General features: G+C 75.5%; 14 protein-coding genes and 1 pseudogene. 5 read left to right on the forward strand and 10 right to left on the reverse strand.

The window, feature by feature from the left end; all coding sequences use genetic code 11:
• The first annotated feature begins 540 nt into the window (after window positions 1–540).
• The gene (locus ACFP3R_RS36930; RefSeq protein WP_380643572.1) at window positions 541–1,386 is read left to right on the forward strand and encodes an ABC transporter ATP-binding protein; all 846 of its coding nucleotides are present in this window, start codon (window positions 541–543) and stop codon (window positions 1,384–1,386) included.
• The gene (locus ACFP3R_RS36935) at window positions 1,386–3,953 is read left to right on the forward strand and encodes an FtsX-like permease family protein (protein WP_380643575.1); all 2,568 of its coding nucleotides are present in this window, start codon (window positions 1,386–1,388) and stop codon (window positions 3,951–3,953) included. The genes ACFP3R_RS36930 and ACFP3R_RS36935 overlap by 1 nt, the downstream gene beginning before the upstream one ends.
• Before the next feature lie 146 nt (window positions 3,954–4,099).
• On the opposite strand, the gene ACFP3R_RS36940 is transcribed toward ACFP3R_RS36935, so the two are convergent.
• The 4 genes from ACFP3R_RS36940 to ACFP3R_RS36955 form a co-directional block, all read right to left on the reverse strand.
• On the reverse strand, window positions 4,100–4,765 hold the full coding sequence (locus ACFP3R_RS36940) for a response regulator transcription factor (RefSeq protein WP_380643577.1): 666 nt from the start codon (window positions 4,763–4,765) through the stop codon (window positions 4,100–4,102).
• Window positions 4,729–6,024, reverse strand: coding sequence for a sensor histidine kinase (locus tag ACFP3R_RS36945; RefSeq protein ID WP_380643580.1), 1,296 nt, complete (start codon window positions 6,022–6,024; stop codon window positions 4,729–4,731). Before ACFP3R_RS36945 ends, ACFP3R_RS36940 begins: the two co-directional genes overlap by 37 nt.
• Before the next feature lie 267 nt (window positions 6,025–6,291).
• Complete coding sequence (locus ACFP3R_RS36950) at window positions 6,292–6,726, reverse strand: Hsp20/alpha crystallin family protein (RefSeq protein WP_380643582.1); 435 nt, start codon at window positions 6,724–6,726, stop codon at window positions 6,292–6,294.
• 66 nt (window positions 6,727–6,792) lie between these two features.
• Complete coding sequence (locus tag ACFP3R_RS36955; RefSeq protein WP_380643584.1) at window positions 6,793–7,635, reverse strand: YhjD/YihY/BrkB family envelope integrity protein; 843 nt, start codon at window positions 7,633–7,635, stop codon at window positions 6,793–6,795.
• Between the two features lie 44 nt (window positions 7,636–7,679).
• On the opposite strand from ACFP3R_RS36955, the gene ACFP3R_RS36960 reads away from it, so the two are divergent.
• A complete protein-coding gene (locus tag ACFP3R_RS36960; protein ID WP_380643587.1) occupies window positions 7,680–8,354 on the forward strand; it encodes a CDP-alcohol phosphatidyltransferase family protein in 675 nt (224 codons plus the stop codon).
• Here ACFP3R_RS36960 and ACFP3R_RS36965 read toward each other — a convergent pair.
• Genes ACFP3R_RS36965 through ACFP3R_RS36975 form a run of 3 tightly spaced genes read right to left on the reverse strand, consistent with a single transcriptional unit; the run spans window position 8,338 to window position 11,767 of the window.
• Window positions 8,338–9,807, reverse strand: a complete 1,470-nt coding sequence (locus ACFP3R_RS36965; RefSeq protein WP_380643589.1) for a phytoene desaturase family protein — start codon at window positions 9,805–9,807, stop codon at window positions 8,338–8,340. The two genes, ACFP3R_RS36960 and ACFP3R_RS36965, sit on opposite strands and share 17 nt — an antisense overlap.
• Window positions 9,807–10,895: a glycosyltransferase family 2 protein gene (locus ACFP3R_RS36970; RefSeq protein WP_380643592.1), complete on the reverse strand. Its 1,089-nt coding sequence runs from the start codon at window positions 10,893–10,895 to the stop codon at window positions 9,807–9,809. Before ACFP3R_RS36970 ends, ACFP3R_RS36965 begins: the two co-directional genes overlap by 1 nt.
• A gap of 35 nt (window positions 10,896–10,930) precedes the next feature.
• Window positions 10,931–11,767, reverse strand: coding sequence for a carotenoid biosynthesis protein (locus tag ACFP3R_RS36975; RefSeq protein WP_380643595.1), 837 nt, complete (start codon window positions 11,765–11,767; stop codon window positions 10,931–10,933).
• A 127-nt stretch (window positions 11,768–11,894) separates the two neighbouring features.
• On the opposite strand from ACFP3R_RS36975, the gene ACFP3R_RS36980 reads away from it, so the two are divergent.
• Both ACFP3R_RS36980 and ACFP3R_RS36985 read left to right on the forward strand, forming a co-directional pair.
• Window positions 11,895–13,442, forward strand: a complete 1,548-nt coding sequence (locus tag ACFP3R_RS36980) for an FAD-dependent oxidoreductase (RefSeq protein ID WP_380643597.1) — start codon at window positions 11,895–11,897, stop codon at window positions 13,440–13,442.
• A 60-nt stretch (window positions 13,443–13,502) separates the two neighbouring features.
• Window positions 13,503–14,126: an RDD family protein gene (locus ACFP3R_RS36985; RefSeq protein WP_380643599.1), complete on the forward strand. Its 624-nt coding sequence runs from the start codon at window positions 13,503–13,505 to the stop codon at window positions 14,124–14,126.
• Here ACFP3R_RS36985 and ACFP3R_RS36990 read toward each other — a convergent pair.
• The 3 genes and pseudogenes from ACFP3R_RS36990 to ACFP3R_RS37000 form a co-directional block, all read right to left on the reverse strand.
• Window positions 14,032–14,691 (reverse strand): response regulator, encoded by a 660-nt coding sequence (locus ACFP3R_RS36990; protein ID WP_380643602.1) that lies wholly within the window; start codon window positions 14,689–14,691, stop codon window positions 14,032–14,034. The two genes, ACFP3R_RS36985 and ACFP3R_RS36990, sit on opposite strands and share 95 nt — an antisense overlap.
• Before the next feature lies 1 nt (window position 14,692).
• A complete protein-coding gene (locus ACFP3R_RS36995; protein WP_380643604.1) occupies window positions 14,693–14,989 on the reverse strand; it encodes a sensor histidine kinase in 297 nt (98 codons plus the stop codon).
• 199 nt (window positions 14,990–15,188) lie between these two features.
• Window positions 15,189–15,488: pseudogene (locus tag ACFP3R_RS37000) on the reverse strand (histidine kinase); the annotation flags it as partial.
• Between the last annotated feature and the right edge of the window lie 45 nt (window positions 15,489–15,533).

A 15,533-nucleotide genomic window follows, 5' to 3' on the forward strand; every position in this document is an offset into this window, starting at 1 on the left:
GGCTGGCTACCGGCCCCGCCGGCCCGGCGGGTTGCCGGGCCGGTGTCTGGCCGGCGGCAGGGCTGGCCCGCCGGCGGCCGGGTTACCGAGCTGCCGGCTCACGGCCGCCCGCCCGGCGGGGAGCCGTCCCACCGGCCACCGGTCTGGCGGGTCGCCGGTCTGGCGGGAGCCGCCCACCACCAGTCACTGGCCACCACCAGTCACTGGCCACCACCAGTCACTGGCCACCAGCGGCCACCAGCGGCCGGCCACCGGCGACCAGCCACCGGCCACCGGCGACCAGCCACCGGCCGGCGGGCCACCAGCCACCGGCCGGCGGGCCACCGGGCCACCGGCCGGCCGGCAGTTCCCAAGCCCGCGGGCTCCCGAAACCCGCGCCGGGACCAGGACGCGCAGGGGTTCGCACCCCGACCCACCCCCAGGGTGGGCCCAGACCCACCCCAGATGTGCTCCTAGGTCCATGGAACGCGCACCGCGTTCCCCATAGCGTTAGCGGCAAGGCACGAAGAGCAGGACCAACAGGAATGCGGGTGAGTGGCGATGTTTGGCGGTAGGCGGAGGGACCAGCACGGCGGGAGTGGCAGCACCCCCGCGGCCGTGCGCTTGGACTCGGTCCGCAAGACCTACGGCAAGGGTGACAGCGCGGTGGAGGCGCTGCGCGGAGTCGACATCGCGCTGGACTACGGCAGCTTCACCGCGGTCATGGGTCCCTCGGGCTCGGGCAAGAGCACGTTCCTCCAGTGCTCGGCCGGCCTCGACCAGCCGACGACCGGCGCGGTCATCCTCGACGGCGTCGACCTCACCGGCATGACCGAGGTCCAGCTGACCGAGCTGCGCCGCGAGCGCGTCGGCTTCATCTTCCAGAGCTTCAACCTGCTGCCCGCCCTCACCGTCGAGCAGAACGTCACGCTGCCGATGAAGCTGGCCGGTCGCAAGATCGACCGCAACCGCGTCGCGGACGTCATCCGCCGCGTCGGCCTGGAGCAGCGCCGCACGCACCTGCCCGGTGAGCTGTCCGGTGGCCAGCAGCAGCGCGTGGCGATCGCCCGCGCCCTGGTCTCGGAGCCCGCCGTGGTGTTCGCGGACGAGCCGACCGGCGCCCTCGACACCCGCACCGCGCTGGAGGTCCTGGACCTCATGCGCGAGTCGGTCCTGGTCAGCGGCCAGACCATCGTGATGGTGACGCACGACCCGGTGGCGGCCTCGCACGCGGACAGCGTCATCTTCCTCATCGACGGCCAGATCATCGGGCAGCTCCAGCACCCGACCGCCGAGGCCGTCGCCGAGCGGATGACGCACCTGACCGCGATGGTCGAGCGCCCGCAGCGGTCGTTCAGCCTCAGCCAGCAGGGCACGGACCGACGGGGTCGAGGGGGCAACTACTGATGTGGCAGCTCGCCCTCCGCACCCTGCGGTACCGCAAGGCCGGGTTCATCGCGACGTTCATCGCGGTGTTCCTCGGCTCGGGCCTGGTGATCGCGTGCGCCGGCCTCATGGAGACCGGCATCCGGGTCGCCGTGCCGCCGCAGCGGCTCGCCGCGGCGCCCGTCGTGGTCAGCGGGCAGCAGGCGTACCTGGTGCCCAAGGAAGACCCGAACGACACCAAGGACATGAAGACCGTGGCGCTCGCCGAGCGCCAGTGGCTCGACCCGGCGATGGCCGACGAGCTGGCCTCGATCGACGGCGTCGAGCGCGTGGTCGCCGAGACCATCGTGGCCGCGACGGTCGTGCGGGACGGCCGCCCGGTGCAGGCCGGGGCGCAGTCCCTGGGCCACGCCTGGGAATCGGCCCAGCTCGGGCCGTTCAGCCTGGTCGAGGGCGACGAGCCGACCGGGAACCGCGACGTGGTGCTGGACGCGGCCACCGCGAGCCTGGCCGGCGTCGGCGTGGGCGACCAGGTCGACGTGGTGACCCGGGGCGAGACGGACTCCTTCCGCGTCACGGGTGTCGTGTCGCCGGCGGAGCGCGACCCGCAGTCGCTGCTGTTCTTCGCCGACTCGGCGATCGGCGACCTCGGCCAGCACGGCGACCAGGTCAGCGCCTTCGGCCTGTTCCTGCGCCCCGGCGTGGACGCCGAAGCCTTCCAGGAGTCCCTGGAGGACCGGTTCGCCGGGCAGCCCTACCTGGCGCTGATCGGGGACGACCGCGGTCTCGCGGAGCACCCGGAGGCCGTCGGCGGCCGGGCGCAGCTCATCCCGCTCGCCGCGGTGTTCGGCGGCATGGCGGTGTTCATCGCGATGTTCGTCGTCTCCAGCACGCTGGGCCTGTCGATCCAGCAGCGCCTCAAGGAGATCGCGTCGCTGCGCGCCCTGGGCGCCACGCCGCGGCAGGTGCGCCGGATGATCGTCGGCGAGGCGTTCTTCGTCGCGATCGGCGCCGCGGTGCTGGGCTGCCTGCCCGGCATCGTGATCGGGCCGCTGATGTTCGAGATCATCTCCGAGGCCGGGGTCATCTCGCCGGTCGTGGAGTACCACCAGGGTTTCCTCGCCTACCTGATCGGTCCGGCGGTGGCGCTGCTGAGCGCGCTGCTCGCCGCCCGCATCACCAGCTCCCGCGCGGCCAAGGTGAACCCGGTCGAGGCGATGGCCGAGGCGTCGGTGCAGCGCAAGTGGGTCACCTTCCCGCGCGTGCTGTTCGCGGTGTTCTTCTTCCTCATCGGCATCGGCCTGTTCATCGTCACCGGCGCGTTCATGGCCGGCCCGGTGGCCTCGGCCACGGCGGGCCCGGCGGTGATGGCGTGGGCGATCGGGCTGGCGCTGATCAGCCCCGGCCTGACCAAGGTGATCGGCCGCGTGTTCGCCGCGCCGGTGCGCGCCGCCGGCGGTGTGGTCGGGTACCTGGCCAACAACAACGTGCGGCTGCGCTCGGTGCGGATGGCCGCGGCGGTCACGCCGATCATGCTCGCGGTCGGCATCGCGCTGTCGAACTTCTACCTCTCGACCACGCAGGAGGCGGCGGCGACCCGCTGGTTCGCCGAGGACCTGCGGGCCGACGCGGTGGTGTCCTCGTCCACCGGCGGCCTGGCGCCCGACGTCGTGGAGCAGGTGCGGTCGGTCCCGGGCGTGGAAGCCGCCACCCGGTACGTGACCAGCGCGGGCTGGATCGACAAGCCCTACGACGGTTCGCACGTGTCCAGCCCGTGGCCGATGCAGGGCGTGGACGGCGGGAGCGCGGCGCAGATCACCGGCATCACCCCGGTCCAGGGCGACCTGGCCGACCTGACCGGCGCGACCGCCGGGCTGCCGGTGGCGCAGGCCACCGACATGGGCGTGGGCGTCGGCGACAAGGTGACGCTGCGCCTGGGCGACCGCGAGCCGGCCGAGGTGACGGTCGTGGCGCTGTACGAGGCCAAGGAGGGCTACGAGACGATCATGGTCTCCGCCGGCCTGCTGGCCGAGCACACCACCACCGGGCTGGCGCAGCAGATCCTGGTCAAGGCCGCGCCCGGCACCTCGCCGGAGGCGCTGATGGCGGCGGTGGGCGAGCGGATGGCCGCGGTGCCCGGCGCGGTCGTCGGCGACAGCTCGGCCATCATCACCTTCGCCAAGGGCACGGAGACGCAGACCTGGGTGAACTACCTGCTGGTCGGCCTGATCACCGGGTACACCCTGATCTCGGTGGCGAACACGCTGGTGATGGCGACCGCGTCGCGCAAGCGCGAGCTGGGCGTGCAGCGGTTGATCGGGACCACGCCGCGCCAGGTGATGCAGATGCTCGCGCTGGAGGCGTCGGTGGTCGCGGCGATCGGCATCGTGCTCGGCACCGTCGCCTCGGTGGCCACGTTGATGCCCTTCAGCATCGTGGTGCTGGACCGACCACTGCCGTCGGGACCCGTGTGGATCTTCCTGGCGGTCGTGGTGGGCGCGTTCGCGCTGACCCTGGCGGCGACGTTGCTGCCGGCCCGCAAGATCCTGGCGGTGCCCTCGGCCGAGGCCGCGCGGGCGGCCGACTGATACCCCCGAACCACCCCCTATCGGGTCCCGGAGCCTCCTCCCCCCTGGCTCCGGGACCCACCCCCCTCGAAAGAGGGCGCGCCGCCGCCGGGTCCCCCCCGGCGGCGGCGTGATTTGTTCGGGGGCCCACCGGCCGCCCGGGATTTTCAGCCGGTGGCGCGGCCCGACGGGGCGTTCAGGTACGCCAGGACCGCCAGCACCCGCCGGTTGTGGTCGTCGGACTGGAGGATGTCCAGCTTGGTGAAGATGTTCGTGGTGTACTTCGCGACCGCGCCCTGGCTGATCACCAGGCGCTGGGCGACCGCGGCGTTGGAGCAGCCCTCCGCCATGAGCGACAGGACCTCGCGCTCCCGCTGGGTCAGCGTCGCCAGCGGCTCGCGCCGCGCGTTGCCCGCCAGCAGCCGGGAGATCACCTGCGGGTCCATCGAGGTGCCGCCGTCCGCGACGCGGCGCACCGCGTCGATGAACTGGTCGCTGTTGAACACCCGGTCCTTGAGCAGGTAGCCGATGCCGCCCGCGCCGTCGGCCAGCAGCTCGCGGGCGTAGAGGCTCTCCACGTGCTGGGACAGCACCAGGATCGGCAGGCCCTTGACCTGGCGCCGCGCCTCCAGCGCCGCCTGGATGCCCTCGTCGGTGAACGTCGGCGGCAGCCGCACGTCCACCACGGCCACGTCCGGGCGCTCGGAGAGCAGCACGGAGAGCAGCTGCGGCCCGTTGTCCACGGCGGCCACGATCTCGAACCCGTGTGACTCCAGCAGCTGGACCAGACCTTGTCTCAGGAGGTAGAGGTCCTCGGCGAGGACGACGCGCACGGCAGCTCCAGGGTGATGGCAGTCGGTCCCCCGACTGGACTGCGAACGGCCAGCGTACCGTCGAACGTCTCGCACCTGCGGGCGATGCCCCGCAACCCGGTGCCGTGGTCGAGGTCCGCGCCGCCGCGGCCGTCGTCGGCGACGGTGATGCGCAGCAGGTCCTCGGTCAGCGTCGCGGTGATCTCGACCCGGCGGGGGTCGGCGTGCTTGGCCGCGTTGGTCAGCAGCTCCGTCACCGCGAAGTAGGCGGCCGACTCCAGCGGCGGGTAGAGCCGGCGCGGCAGGTCCACGGTCAGCGCCACGTCGAGCGGGCTCTCGAACGCCAGCGCCTCGATCGCCGCGCCCAGGCCGCGTTCGGCGAGCACGGGCGGGTGGATGCCGCGGACCAGGTTCCGCAGTTCGTCCAACGCCTTCACCGACGCCTCGCGCGCCTCGGTGAGCAGCGTGCGGGCACTGTGCACATCGGACTCCAGGTACCGGTCCGCCGCGCCGAGCTTCATGCCGATCGCCACCAGCCGGGCCTGCGCGCCGTCGTGCAGGTCGCGCTCGATGCGGCGCAGCTCCGCCTCCTGGATGTCGATGATCGCGGAGCGCGAGTCGGCGAGCTGCTTGACCCGGTCCGCCAGGCGCGAGCGCTTCGTCGGCGCCAGCAGGGAGCGGGTGAACACCGCCTGCCCGTGCACCAGGTGCGGCGCGGACCACGACCACAGCGTGCCGACCAGCAGTCCGACGAACACGGACAGCGCGGCGGTGGTGCCCCGTTCGTCCAGGGGGATGAGGCCGTTCCAGAAGGCCACGACGTCACCATGTGGGTCGTCCCACCACAGCACGGGCGGCACCACCACGCCCTGGATGGCGTAGCCCAGCATGGTCGCCGGCAGCAGGCCCGCGAGGAACCCGACCAGCGAGTTCGTCAACGCCCACAGCAGGTCGCGCCACGTGGCCGCCTCGACGAGCACCCACTGCACGCGCTGGGCGAGCCCGGCGAGCCCGCCCGTTGGCCTGGGGGTGGGCAGGTAGGGCTCCTCGGTCTCGGCGCCCGCCGCGCCGGCCAGCCGGCGGCCCCGGTTCGCGGTCCAGCGCAGCACGCCGATCGCGGCCGGCACCAGCACCAGGCCGACGCCCAGCGGGAGGAAGGCCATCGAGACGACGGTGAGGATGAACGAGACCAGCGACAGCGCGGCGAGCCCGATCAGCAGCAGGCCCTGCCACGTCGCCCGCAGGGCACGGCTCAGGTGGTCGCTGATCGCGGTGCTCATCCGGCCGTGTTCCACCCTGGTGGGGATAGGGGACACCCCCATGAGACTAGAGATCACCGGGGGTGTCACCCCCTGAAGGGGTGACGTGTCCGGTTCAGGGGGCTACCCCTGAACCGGACACGCGCAGGTCGGCGGCTCGGACACGCGCGCGGAGGCGGTCGGGCCGGGTACTCGTCGACGGCTCGGCCGCGTGCAGGTCGGGGGTCGTGCCGCGCACACGTCGACGGCCCGGTCGCGTGCTCGCGACCGGGCCGTCGGGGGTGGGGATCAGGCGTCGACCCGCTCGCGCCGGCCGACCGCGATCCGGCGCGGCTGCGCCTTCTCGGCCACCGGGATGCGGAGGGTCAGCACCCCGGCCTCGTAGTCCGCCTCGATCCGGTCGCTGTCCAGGGCGTCGCCCAGGAACACCCGGCGCGAGAACACGCCGCGCGGCCGCTCGGCGACCTGCCACCGGCGCTCCTCGCCGGCCTCGCCCGCCTCGGCGGCGCGCTCGGCCCGGACGGTGAGCACGTTGCGCTCCACGCTGAGGTCGATCGAGTCGGGGGAGACGCCCGGCAGGTCGAACTGCACGAAGAACTCGTCACCCCTGCGGTAGGCGTCCATCGGCACGGCCGAGGAACGCGACGGCGTGCCCTCGTCGCCGAACACCTGCTGGGTCAGCCGCTCCAGCTGCCGGAACGGGTGGTCCGTGCGCATGTTCACGGCGCTCGCCTCCTGATCTCTGCTCCCGGCGGTCCCCGCCGCCTCCTGCACTTGACAACGAGGGGCTCAACTTTGTTGTTCCGCGAGCTGTGCGACCCGGGTGTGTTCTCGTTCACACGCGCGGAAGCTCAGCAGCACCCGGTAGCCCAGCAGCAGGATCACGTGCAGCAGGTAGATCCACAGCCCCAGCGCCGCCACCGCGCCCACCACCCGCAGCCCGGCGAACGGGAACGCCCAGTCCACCGGGATGGCCAGGAACAGCAGGAAGCCGTGCAGGAAACCGGTGAGCACGGCGCCCGCGACGAACCCGCCGACCACCGCCTGCGCCCGCGTCAGCGCGGACGGGCCGGTGGCCAGGAACACCAGGCAGATCGCCACCGACAGCGCGATCCAGTCGACGTGGAAGGACACCACCACGCCCCACACCGCCGACCAGCCACCCGCCCGGTACTGCGGCGCCACGTGCGGCGCCAGCGCCAGGGGCGCCGCGATCAGCAGCGGCGAGGCCGCGATGACCGGCAGGAACCCCAGCCGCCCCGCCCAGCCCGTCTTCGCGCCGGCCGGTTCGCCCGCCAGCTGCGCCAGGCCCCGGCGCAGCCCCTCCCCGTACAGGCTGGCGGGCAGCAGGGCGGAGGCCAGCGCCCACCAGGAGGCGTCCAGGGCGGCGGTCGCGAGCTGCTCCAGCGCCGGGCCGGGGCGCTGGGCCTCGGGCAGCGCGTCGGCGAGCAGTCGCGTCCCGTCGAGCACGAGGTCCGCGCCGAACAGCTCGGCCGCCCCGCGCAGCGCCAGCAGCAGCACGGGGACGACGGCCAGCGCGGCGAAGAAGGTGATGCCGGCCGCCCAGAGCGCCAGGTCGCGCCCGCGCAGCGCGGCCAGCGCGTGGCGGAGCGTCGCGCGGGTGAGTCCCATGGCCGCATACGTACCCGGCGGGTCGGTCCGCGTACCGTGACCTGGTGGACAACCTGGACGAGCCGGTCGAGGGCTGGTCCCGGCTGCACGGGCAGGACGTGTCCGGCAACCGCCTGGCGGTGGGCTGGATCCGGTTCGTGCACGCGCTCGCCCGGCGGCTGCCCGGCGCGTCCCCGGACGCGCTCTCGGTGTGCGGCGTGCTGGTGGCGGTCGCCGCGCTCGGGCCGGCCGCGCTGGGCGGGCGGTGGGCGCTGCTGTCCGCGCCGCTGGTCGTGCTCTCCGGTGTCCTCGACGGGCTGGACGGCGCGGTGGCCCTGCGCACCGGCCGGGCGCGCCCGCTGGGCGCGGTGGTGGACGCGGTGGCCGACCGCCTCTCCGACGTGGCCCTGGTGGGACTGCTGGTGGTGCTGGGCGGCCCGGGGTGGCTGGGCGCGGCGGTGGGCGGGGCGCTGTTCCTGCACGAGTACGCCCGCGCCCGCGCTCAGGGCGTCGGGATGACCGGCGCGGGCGCGGTGACCGTCGCGGAACGGCCCACCCGGGTGGTGATCGCCGCGGTGGCCTGCCTGGGCGCGGGCGCGTGGCCGGCGGGCGCGCCGTGGCTCGGCTGGTCCTGGGGCGCGGTGTGCCTCGCCCTGTGGGCGGTCGTGGCCGTGGTCGGCGGCGTCCAGCTCGCGGTGGCGCTCCGGCGCGGGCTGGCCGGGCTCACGCCGGTCCGATGAGGTCGGCCGCGATGCGCGCGGACATCGCCACCAGCGGCAGGCCGCCACCGGGGTGGGCCGACCCGCCGACCAGGTAGAGGCCCGGCACGGGCGCGCGGTTGGCCGGGCGCAGCAGCGCGGCGCGCGGACCGTTGGACGACGAGCCGTACAGCGCGCCGCCCGCCGAACCGGTGTCGCGCTCCCAGTCGGCGGGGGTGCGGACCTCGCGCCACAGCAACCGGTCGCGCACGTCGTGGCCGCGCGCGGCGAGCACGTCCAGCACGCGGTCGGCGTACCGCTCGGCCAGACCCGGCGCGGTCCAGTCGACCTGGCCCTGGCGGGGCGCGTTCACCAGCACGAACCACGCCTCGTGGCCGTCCGGCCGGACCGCCGGGTCGTCGGGGGAGCAGACGTACACCGCCGGGTCCGGCACCGGGCGCGGCGCGCGGCCGAACAGGGAGTCGAACTCGTCGTCGTAGTCGGCCGGGAACAGCACGCGGTGGTGGTGGGGGCGCGGCGACCGGCCGCGCAACGCCAGCAGCAGCACGAAACCCGACAGCGACGGCACGACCCGGCCGAGGGCGCGGCGCGGCCGGCGGGCGCGCCGGTCGGGCAGCAGGTCCCGGTAGAGGCGCGTGGCGTCCGCGTCGGACACCACGACCTCGGCGGGCACGCGGGCGCCGCCGGCCAGCCGCACCCCGGACACGCCGGCGCCCGAGGTCTCCACCGCCGTCACGCGCGCGTCGAACTCGAACCGCACGCCGAGCTCTTCGCAGCGGTCGAACAACGCGTCGCCGAGCCGGCGCAGGCCGCCGCGCACGTACCAGCCGCCGTAGCGCTGCTCGACGTAGGGCACCACGGTCATCAACCCCGGCAGCCGGCGCGGGTCCGAGCCGCTGTAGGTGGCGTACCGGTCGAGCAGCACGCGCGCCCGCGGGTCGGACAGCCGCCGCCTGCCCACGGTCCGCAACGTCCGCCAGGGCGACAGCGCCAGCAGGTCCCGCACGCTCGCCGAGCGCCGCACCAGGTCGGCCGCCCCGCCCAGCGGCCGTTGCAGCACCGGTTCGCCCACCAGGTCCCACAGGCGGGCCGCGTCCGCCATCAGCGCCGCCCACTCCCCGCCCGTGCCGGGGCTCCACGCGTCCAGCGCGGCGGGCACGGCGGCCGCGTCGTGCGGGACGTCCACTTCGGACCCGTCGGCGAAGCGGTAGTGGCAGGTGGGTTCGACCGGCACGAGGTCGACCACGCCGTCCAGCGGGCCCCCGGTGGCGGCGAACAGGTCGCGGTAGACCTGCGGCAGCGTCAGCAGGGAGGGTCCGGTGTCGAAGGCGAACCCGTGGCGCCGCAGCTCGCCCAGCTTCCCGCCGTGCGTCCCGGCCTGCTCCAGCACGGTCACCCGGTGCCCACCCGCGGCCAGCCGCGCGGCGGCGGCCAGCCCGCCCATTCCCGCGCCCACCACGACGACCCCGGCCATCAGCGGCTCCCGTGCAGCGGTCGGCTCTTCCAGGTGAGCGCGCCCGCGCGGCGCGCCCGCCACGAGCGGGCCAGCAGGGTCAGCAGCGCGCCGACCGAGACCGGGTGCGCCAGCGCGTCCGGCCACGCCCGACCGCCCGTGCGGCGCGCGGCGACCACGCGACCCACGACCGCCCAGGCGTACCCCAGCAGCCCGGCGCGCGACCCCGCCAGGGCGGCCAGCGGCGGCAGCACGAACGCCGACGCCAGCCCGGCGGCGAGCGCGGCCGCCGCGACCGGGCTGCCGGTGACCGCCCACAGCGACTTCTCGTAGCCCGCCGCGACCTCCGGCCAGCCCCGGTACATCCGGCACTCCGCGATCCCGCTGCCGTCGGCCACCGCGCCGCGCCCGCCCGCGCGCTTGACCGCGCGCATCAGCGCGATGTCGTCCAGCACGGCGTCGGCGACGGCCCCGAACCCGCCGCAGCGCGCCAGGGCCGCCGCGTCGATGACGAAGAACTGGCCGTTGGCCGCGCACAGCGACTCCCGCGGCGACCGCTCGGCCAGGCGCAGCGGCAGGAACACCAGCCACGACCACTGGAGCAGCGGCTGCACCAGGCGCGTCGCGGCGTCGTCGGCCAGCTGCCGGGGGAACGGCGACACCGCGTCCAGCCCCGCCGAGCGCAGCAGGTGCGCGGCGGCGGCCACCGCGTGCGGCGCCAGCACCACGTCCGCGTCCACGAACACCAGCACCCGGCCGCGCGCCTCGGCGGCGAGCCGGGCGCAGGCGTGCGGCTTGCCCGGCAGGCCGGGCGGCGGCGGGTCGCCGGCGATCACCCGCACCCGGTCGCCGCCGACGGCCCGGACCACGTCGGCGGTGCCGTCGGTGGACCCGTCGTCCAGCACCAGCACCTCCAGGTCCGGCACGCCCTCCTGGGCCAGCAGCGACCGCAGGGTGGGTGCGATCCGGTGGGCCTCGTCGCGGGCGGGCACCAGCAGCGACACCGGTTCCCGGCACGGCGGCGGGTCGGCGGGCGGCGTGCGCACCAGGCGGGAGTTGACCAGGGCGTGCGCGGCGCCCAGCGCGGCCACCGCCGAACCGCCCCTCACCAGCCCCCGGAACAGCCGATTCGCCCGAGGACGCCTCACCGGTGCCCGCCCCGCCGGTGCGCCCGCCACAGCGCGACGGCGAACGGCACCGCCACCGCGCCCATCAGCACGCCCGCGACCAGCGACACCCACGGCCTGTCGAAGAACGCCGCGTGCGCCCACACCGACGACCCGTAGGTCCACAGGTAGAGCACCGGCGCGGGCCCGGCGCGCAGGTCGGTCTCCCGGTCGGCCCGGCGGCCCAGCCGCGCGTGCAGGACCCCGGTGATCAGCAGCGCCACCAGCAGCCAGCCCGCGAAGTTCGTCAGCGGGATGCCGTCGACGCCGGGCAGCCCCGGCTCCGGGTGCGCCCACGCCCAGTGGCCCGCGTCGACCATCTGCGGGTCGAGGAAGAGGTCCCAGGACGCCAGCGCCCACCCCGCCAGCGGCACCACCGCCCAGCCCGAGCCCAAAGTCCGACCGCCCAGCGCCCGACCGCCCAGAGCCCGACCGACCAGCACCGCCGGCCACGCCATCATCGTCCAGGCCATCGGCACCAGCACCGGCACGCCCAGCACCTCCGCGCCCAGGGTGCCGGTGTAGTCGTACTCCCCGAAGGGGAAGCCGGTGCGCACCCCGACCGCCTCGGCCAGCAGCCCGCCGCCACCCGCGACGGCCACCAGGGCGCCCGCCACCCGCCACCCGCACCGCGACGCCGCGTCCAGGGTGGAGGCGACGCAGAACAGCACGACCGACAGCACCGTGGTCGGCAGGCGGTCGCCGGGGTCGGTCATCGAGTAGACGATCTGGGCCAGCACCACGCCCGCGCCGCAGGCCCACGCGGTGGCCGGGAGGACGCGCACGGGAACGCGGGAAGCCACACCGGTCGACATGGGGACGACCCTAAGGTCCCTCACCCGATCAGGCTGGACGAGTGCGCTGGGGGTGGTGTGCCACCGCCCACCGGCCGGCCCACCACTCGTCCAGCGGGACCCCGCCCCCGGTGCCAGGATCGGCCGCATGACCACCTCACCCCCGGCCGGGGACGGCCGCGCCGCGCCTGGCCGCGACCGGCACGCCCGCCCGCTGCCCGGACCGTCCGGCCGGCCCCGCGCGGACGGCGCGGGACCGCGCGTCGTGGTGGTCGGCGGCGGCATCGTCGGGGTGGCCGCGGCGGTCGGCCTCGCCGAGCGCGGCGCGCGCGTGGTGCTGCACGAGCGCGAGGAGCAGCTGGGTGGGCGGGTGCGCGGCTGGGAGACCACCACGGGCGAGACGATGACGCGCGGCTTCCACGCGTTCTTCCGCCAGTACTACAACCTGCGCGCGCTGCTGCGCCGCGTCGACCCCGAGCTGGCGCTGCTGCGGCCGGTGGCCGACTACCCGCTGGTCCACGCCGACGGCACCAGGGAGAGCTTCGCCGGCCTGCCCCTGACGCCGCCGTGGAACGTGGCCGGCTTCGTGCTGCGCAGCGACACCTTCACCCTGCGGGACCTGACCCGGATGGACACCCGCGCGGCCACCGCCCTGTTCGACGTGTCGCTGCCGCGCACCTACGCCGAGCTGGACACCGTGGACGCCGACGCGTTTCTGCGGGACATCCGCTTCCCCGACACCGCGCGGCACCTGGCGTTCGAGGTGTTCTCCCGCAGCTTCTTCGCCCACCCGTCGGCGCTGTCGGCCGCCGAGCTGGCGACCATGTTCCACATCTACTTCCTCGGCTCCAGCGAGGGGCTGCTGTTCGACGTGCCGCGCGACCCCTACCCGAGGACCCTCTGGGGACCGCTGCGCCGCTACCTGGAGGCGCTGGGCGCGGAGGTGCGCACGGGCAGCGCGGTCGAGCGCGTCTCGCGCCGCCCCGGTGGCCACCTCGTCGACGGCGAGGAGGTGGACGGGGTCGTGCTGGCCACCGACGTGCGCGGCCTGCGCGCCGTGGTGGCCGCCTCGCCCGACCTCGGCGACCCGGCCTGGCGGGCGCGGGTCGCGGGACTGCGCACCGCGCCGCCGTTCCTGGTGAGCAGGCTGTGGCTGGACCGGCCGGTCCGGCGCGACCGGCCGCCGTTCCTGGGCACCAGCGGGTTCGGGCTGCTGGACAACATCAGCGTGCTCGACCACTTCGAGGCGGAGGCCCGCGACTACCGCGACCGCACCGGCGGGTCCGTCGTGGAGCTGCACGCCTACGCCCTGGCCGGGGACGCGGACCGGGACGAGGTGGTCGCCGGGCTGGTGGCGGAGGCCGAGGGCGTCTACCCGGAGCTGACCGGGGCGCGGGTGGCGCAGGCGGAGCACGTGCTGGCCGACGACTGCCCGCTGTTCGCGCCGGGCTCCTTCACCGGTCGCCCCACCGTGACCACCCCGGACCCGGGGCTGGTGCTGGCGGGCGACCTGACCCGGGTCGACCTCCCGGTCGCGCTGATGGAACGCGCCGCCACCACCGGTTTCCTCGCCGCGAACGCCCTGCTGGCGCGGTGGGGCGTGCGCGGCCACGACCTGTGGACGGTGCCCAACCGGGGCCGGTCGGCGCTCCTGCGCGGCGCGGCCCGCCGGGCCAGGCCCGCCGTCCGGGTCTGACGACGCGGGACGGCCGCCCCGCGCCTGTCGAGACGAGCGGTGTTGGCATGATGACCGACCGTGGCGAGGTTTCGGGCGGGGGCCGGGCTGGCGCTGCGGCGCCTGGCGCAGTACGGCCTGGACACGCTGCTGGTCGTGGTGGCCGCCCTGTCCGTGACGATCCTCAGCCTGGCGGCGGTGGTGCTGCCGGCCGGGGTGGTGCGGTTACCGCCGCAGGCGCTGTTCGTGCCGCTCGGCGCGCTGGTGGTGACCTCGCTGCTGGGCACCCTGTGGGTCGACGTGTGGTGCCCGCACCGGCACGGCGGCACGACGCCCGCGATGCGGTGGCTGGGCCTGCGGATCACGACCCTGCGCGGCGGGCCGCCCACCCCGCGGGCCTACCTGCCGCGCCGGCTGCTGCTCCAGGTCGACACCCTGTTCCTGGGGCTGGTGGGCGTCGTGCTCATCGTGGTCACGCCGTGCCACCAGCGGCTGGGTGACCTCGTGGCCCGCACGGTCGTCGTGCGCGTCCGGAAGGCCGCCGAGGACGCCGAGGTCATCGAGGTCATCGAGGGCGAAGCCGCCGAGGCCAGGACCCCCGCCGGCGAGGTCACCCGAGCAGTCGCCGCTCCCACGCCCACACGGCGATCTCGGTGCGGTTGCGGGCCCCCAGCTTCCCCTGCACGCTCGCCAGGTGCGTCTTGACCGTGGACAGCGAGACGCCCAGGTCGGTCGCGATCTCCGCGTTGGTCCGCCCGCGCGCCGCGGCCAGCACCACGTCCAGCTCCCGCGAGGTCAGCGGCAGGCCCGGGTCGCGGCGGGGCCGCCCGCCGGCCCGCGCGCCACCGGTGAAGTGGGCGAGCAGCCGCACGGTCACCGAGGGGGACACCATGGCCTCGCCCTTGGTCGCCGCGTGCACCGCCTCCACCAGCAGCCGCGGCCCGGCGTCCTTGAGCAGGAAACCGCAGGCGCCGGCGAGCAGCGCCGCGTAGACGTTCTCGTCGATGTCGTAGGTGGTGACCACCACCACCCGCAGCGGGTCGTCCACCCTCGGCCCGGCCAGCAGCCCGGTGGCGCGGATGCCGTCCAACCGGGGCATCCTGACGTCCATCAGGGTCACGTCCGGCCGCAGCTTCCGGGCCGGCCGGACCGCGGACTCGCCGTCGGCCGCCTCCGCGATCACCTCGATGCCGGGGTCGGCGTCGAGGATGAGCCGGAAGCCGGTGCGCACCAGCGTCTGGTCGTCGGCGATGAGCACCCGCGTGGCCACCTCAGACCCCCTTCGGGAGGTGGCCGAAGGGGGAGTCCTCGGGGCCGAGGGGGAGCCGGGCGGTGACGCGCCAGCGGTCGCCCGGCTCGGGACCGGCGTGCAGGCTGCCGCCGAGCGCGGTCACCCGTTCCGCCATGCCGATCACGCCGTACCCGCTGCCGGACCGGTCGGCGGGCTGCGCGGGCACCCGGTCGTTGCGGACCTCCAGCACCAGGTCGTCGCCGTCGGTGAACGCGCTGACCCGGACGTCGGTGGCGCCCGGCGCGTGCCGCCGCACGTTGGTCAGCGCCTCCAGCACCACCCTGCACCGTGCCGGCCGGCTGCGGCGGGACCGGCATGGCCTCCAACTCCTCCGACATGTCGACGGTGGACCTCCCGTCCGCCGCGGCGCGCACGGCCTCCCCGAACCCCGTGCCGAGCGGCGGCGGCGCGTGCTCGCGGCTGCGCAGCATCCCCACCAGCCGCCGCGTCGCGGTCAACGCCTCCACGCCCGCCTCCTCGATCTCCCGGTACACCTCGACCGGGTCGTGCCCGGCCGGGTGCCCGGCCACGACCCGCGCCGCCTGCGCCCGCACCACGATGCCGCTGACGTGGTGGGCGACCAGGTCGTGCAGCTCGCGCGCCAGTTGCAGGCGCTCGTCGGTGCGCACCCGGTCCAGCGCGACCACGTGGCGCCGGTCGGCGTCCCGCAGCACCAGCCCCACGGCCAGCGCCGCGCCCCACAGCACGGCCGCGGGCACGCCCAGCAGCGCCTCGGTCGAGTCGAGCCCGAAGCGGACCAGGGGAGCGGCGACCATGGCCGCGACCAGCGCCGCCGTGAGCGCGGCCGCCCGGACCGGCGG

Origin of the sequence: Saccharothrix lopnurensis (genome assembly GCF_042658445.1) — a bacterium.
Classification (GTDB): Bacteria; Actinomycetota; Actinomycetes; order Mycobacteriales; family Pseudonocardiaceae; genus Actinosynnema; species Actinosynnema lopnurensis.

Coding starts and splice junctions, on each gene's coding strand:
- ACFP3R_RS36965 (WP_380643589.1), bottom strand. CDS start 9,807: ATGGCCGGGGTCGTCGTGGTGGGCGCGGGAATGGGCGGGCTGGCCGCC.
- ACFP3R_RS36935 (WP_380643575.1), top strand. CDS start 1,386: ATGTGGCAGCTCGCCCTCCGCACCCTGCGGTACCGCAAGGCCGGGTTC.
- ACFP3R_RS36980 (WP_380643597.1), top strand. CDS start 11,895: ATGACCACCTCACCCCCGGCCGGGGACGGCCGCGCCGCGCCTGGCCGC.
- ACFP3R_RS36955 (WP_380643584.1), bottom strand. CDS start 7,635: ATGGGACTCACCCGCGCGACGCTCCGCCACGCGCTGGCCGCGCTGCGC.
- ACFP3R_RS36975 (WP_380643595.1), bottom strand. CDS start 11,767: ATGTCGACCGGTGTGGCTTCCCGCGTTCCCGTGCGCGTCCTCCCGGCC.
- ACFP3R_RS36930 (WP_380643572.1), top strand. CDS start 541: ATGTTTGGCGGTAGGCGGAGGGACCAGCACGGCGGGAGTGGCAGCACC.
- ACFP3R_RS36945 (WP_380643580.1), bottom strand. CDS start 6,024: ATGAGCACCGCGATCAGCGACCACCTGAGCCGTGCCCTGCGGGCGACG.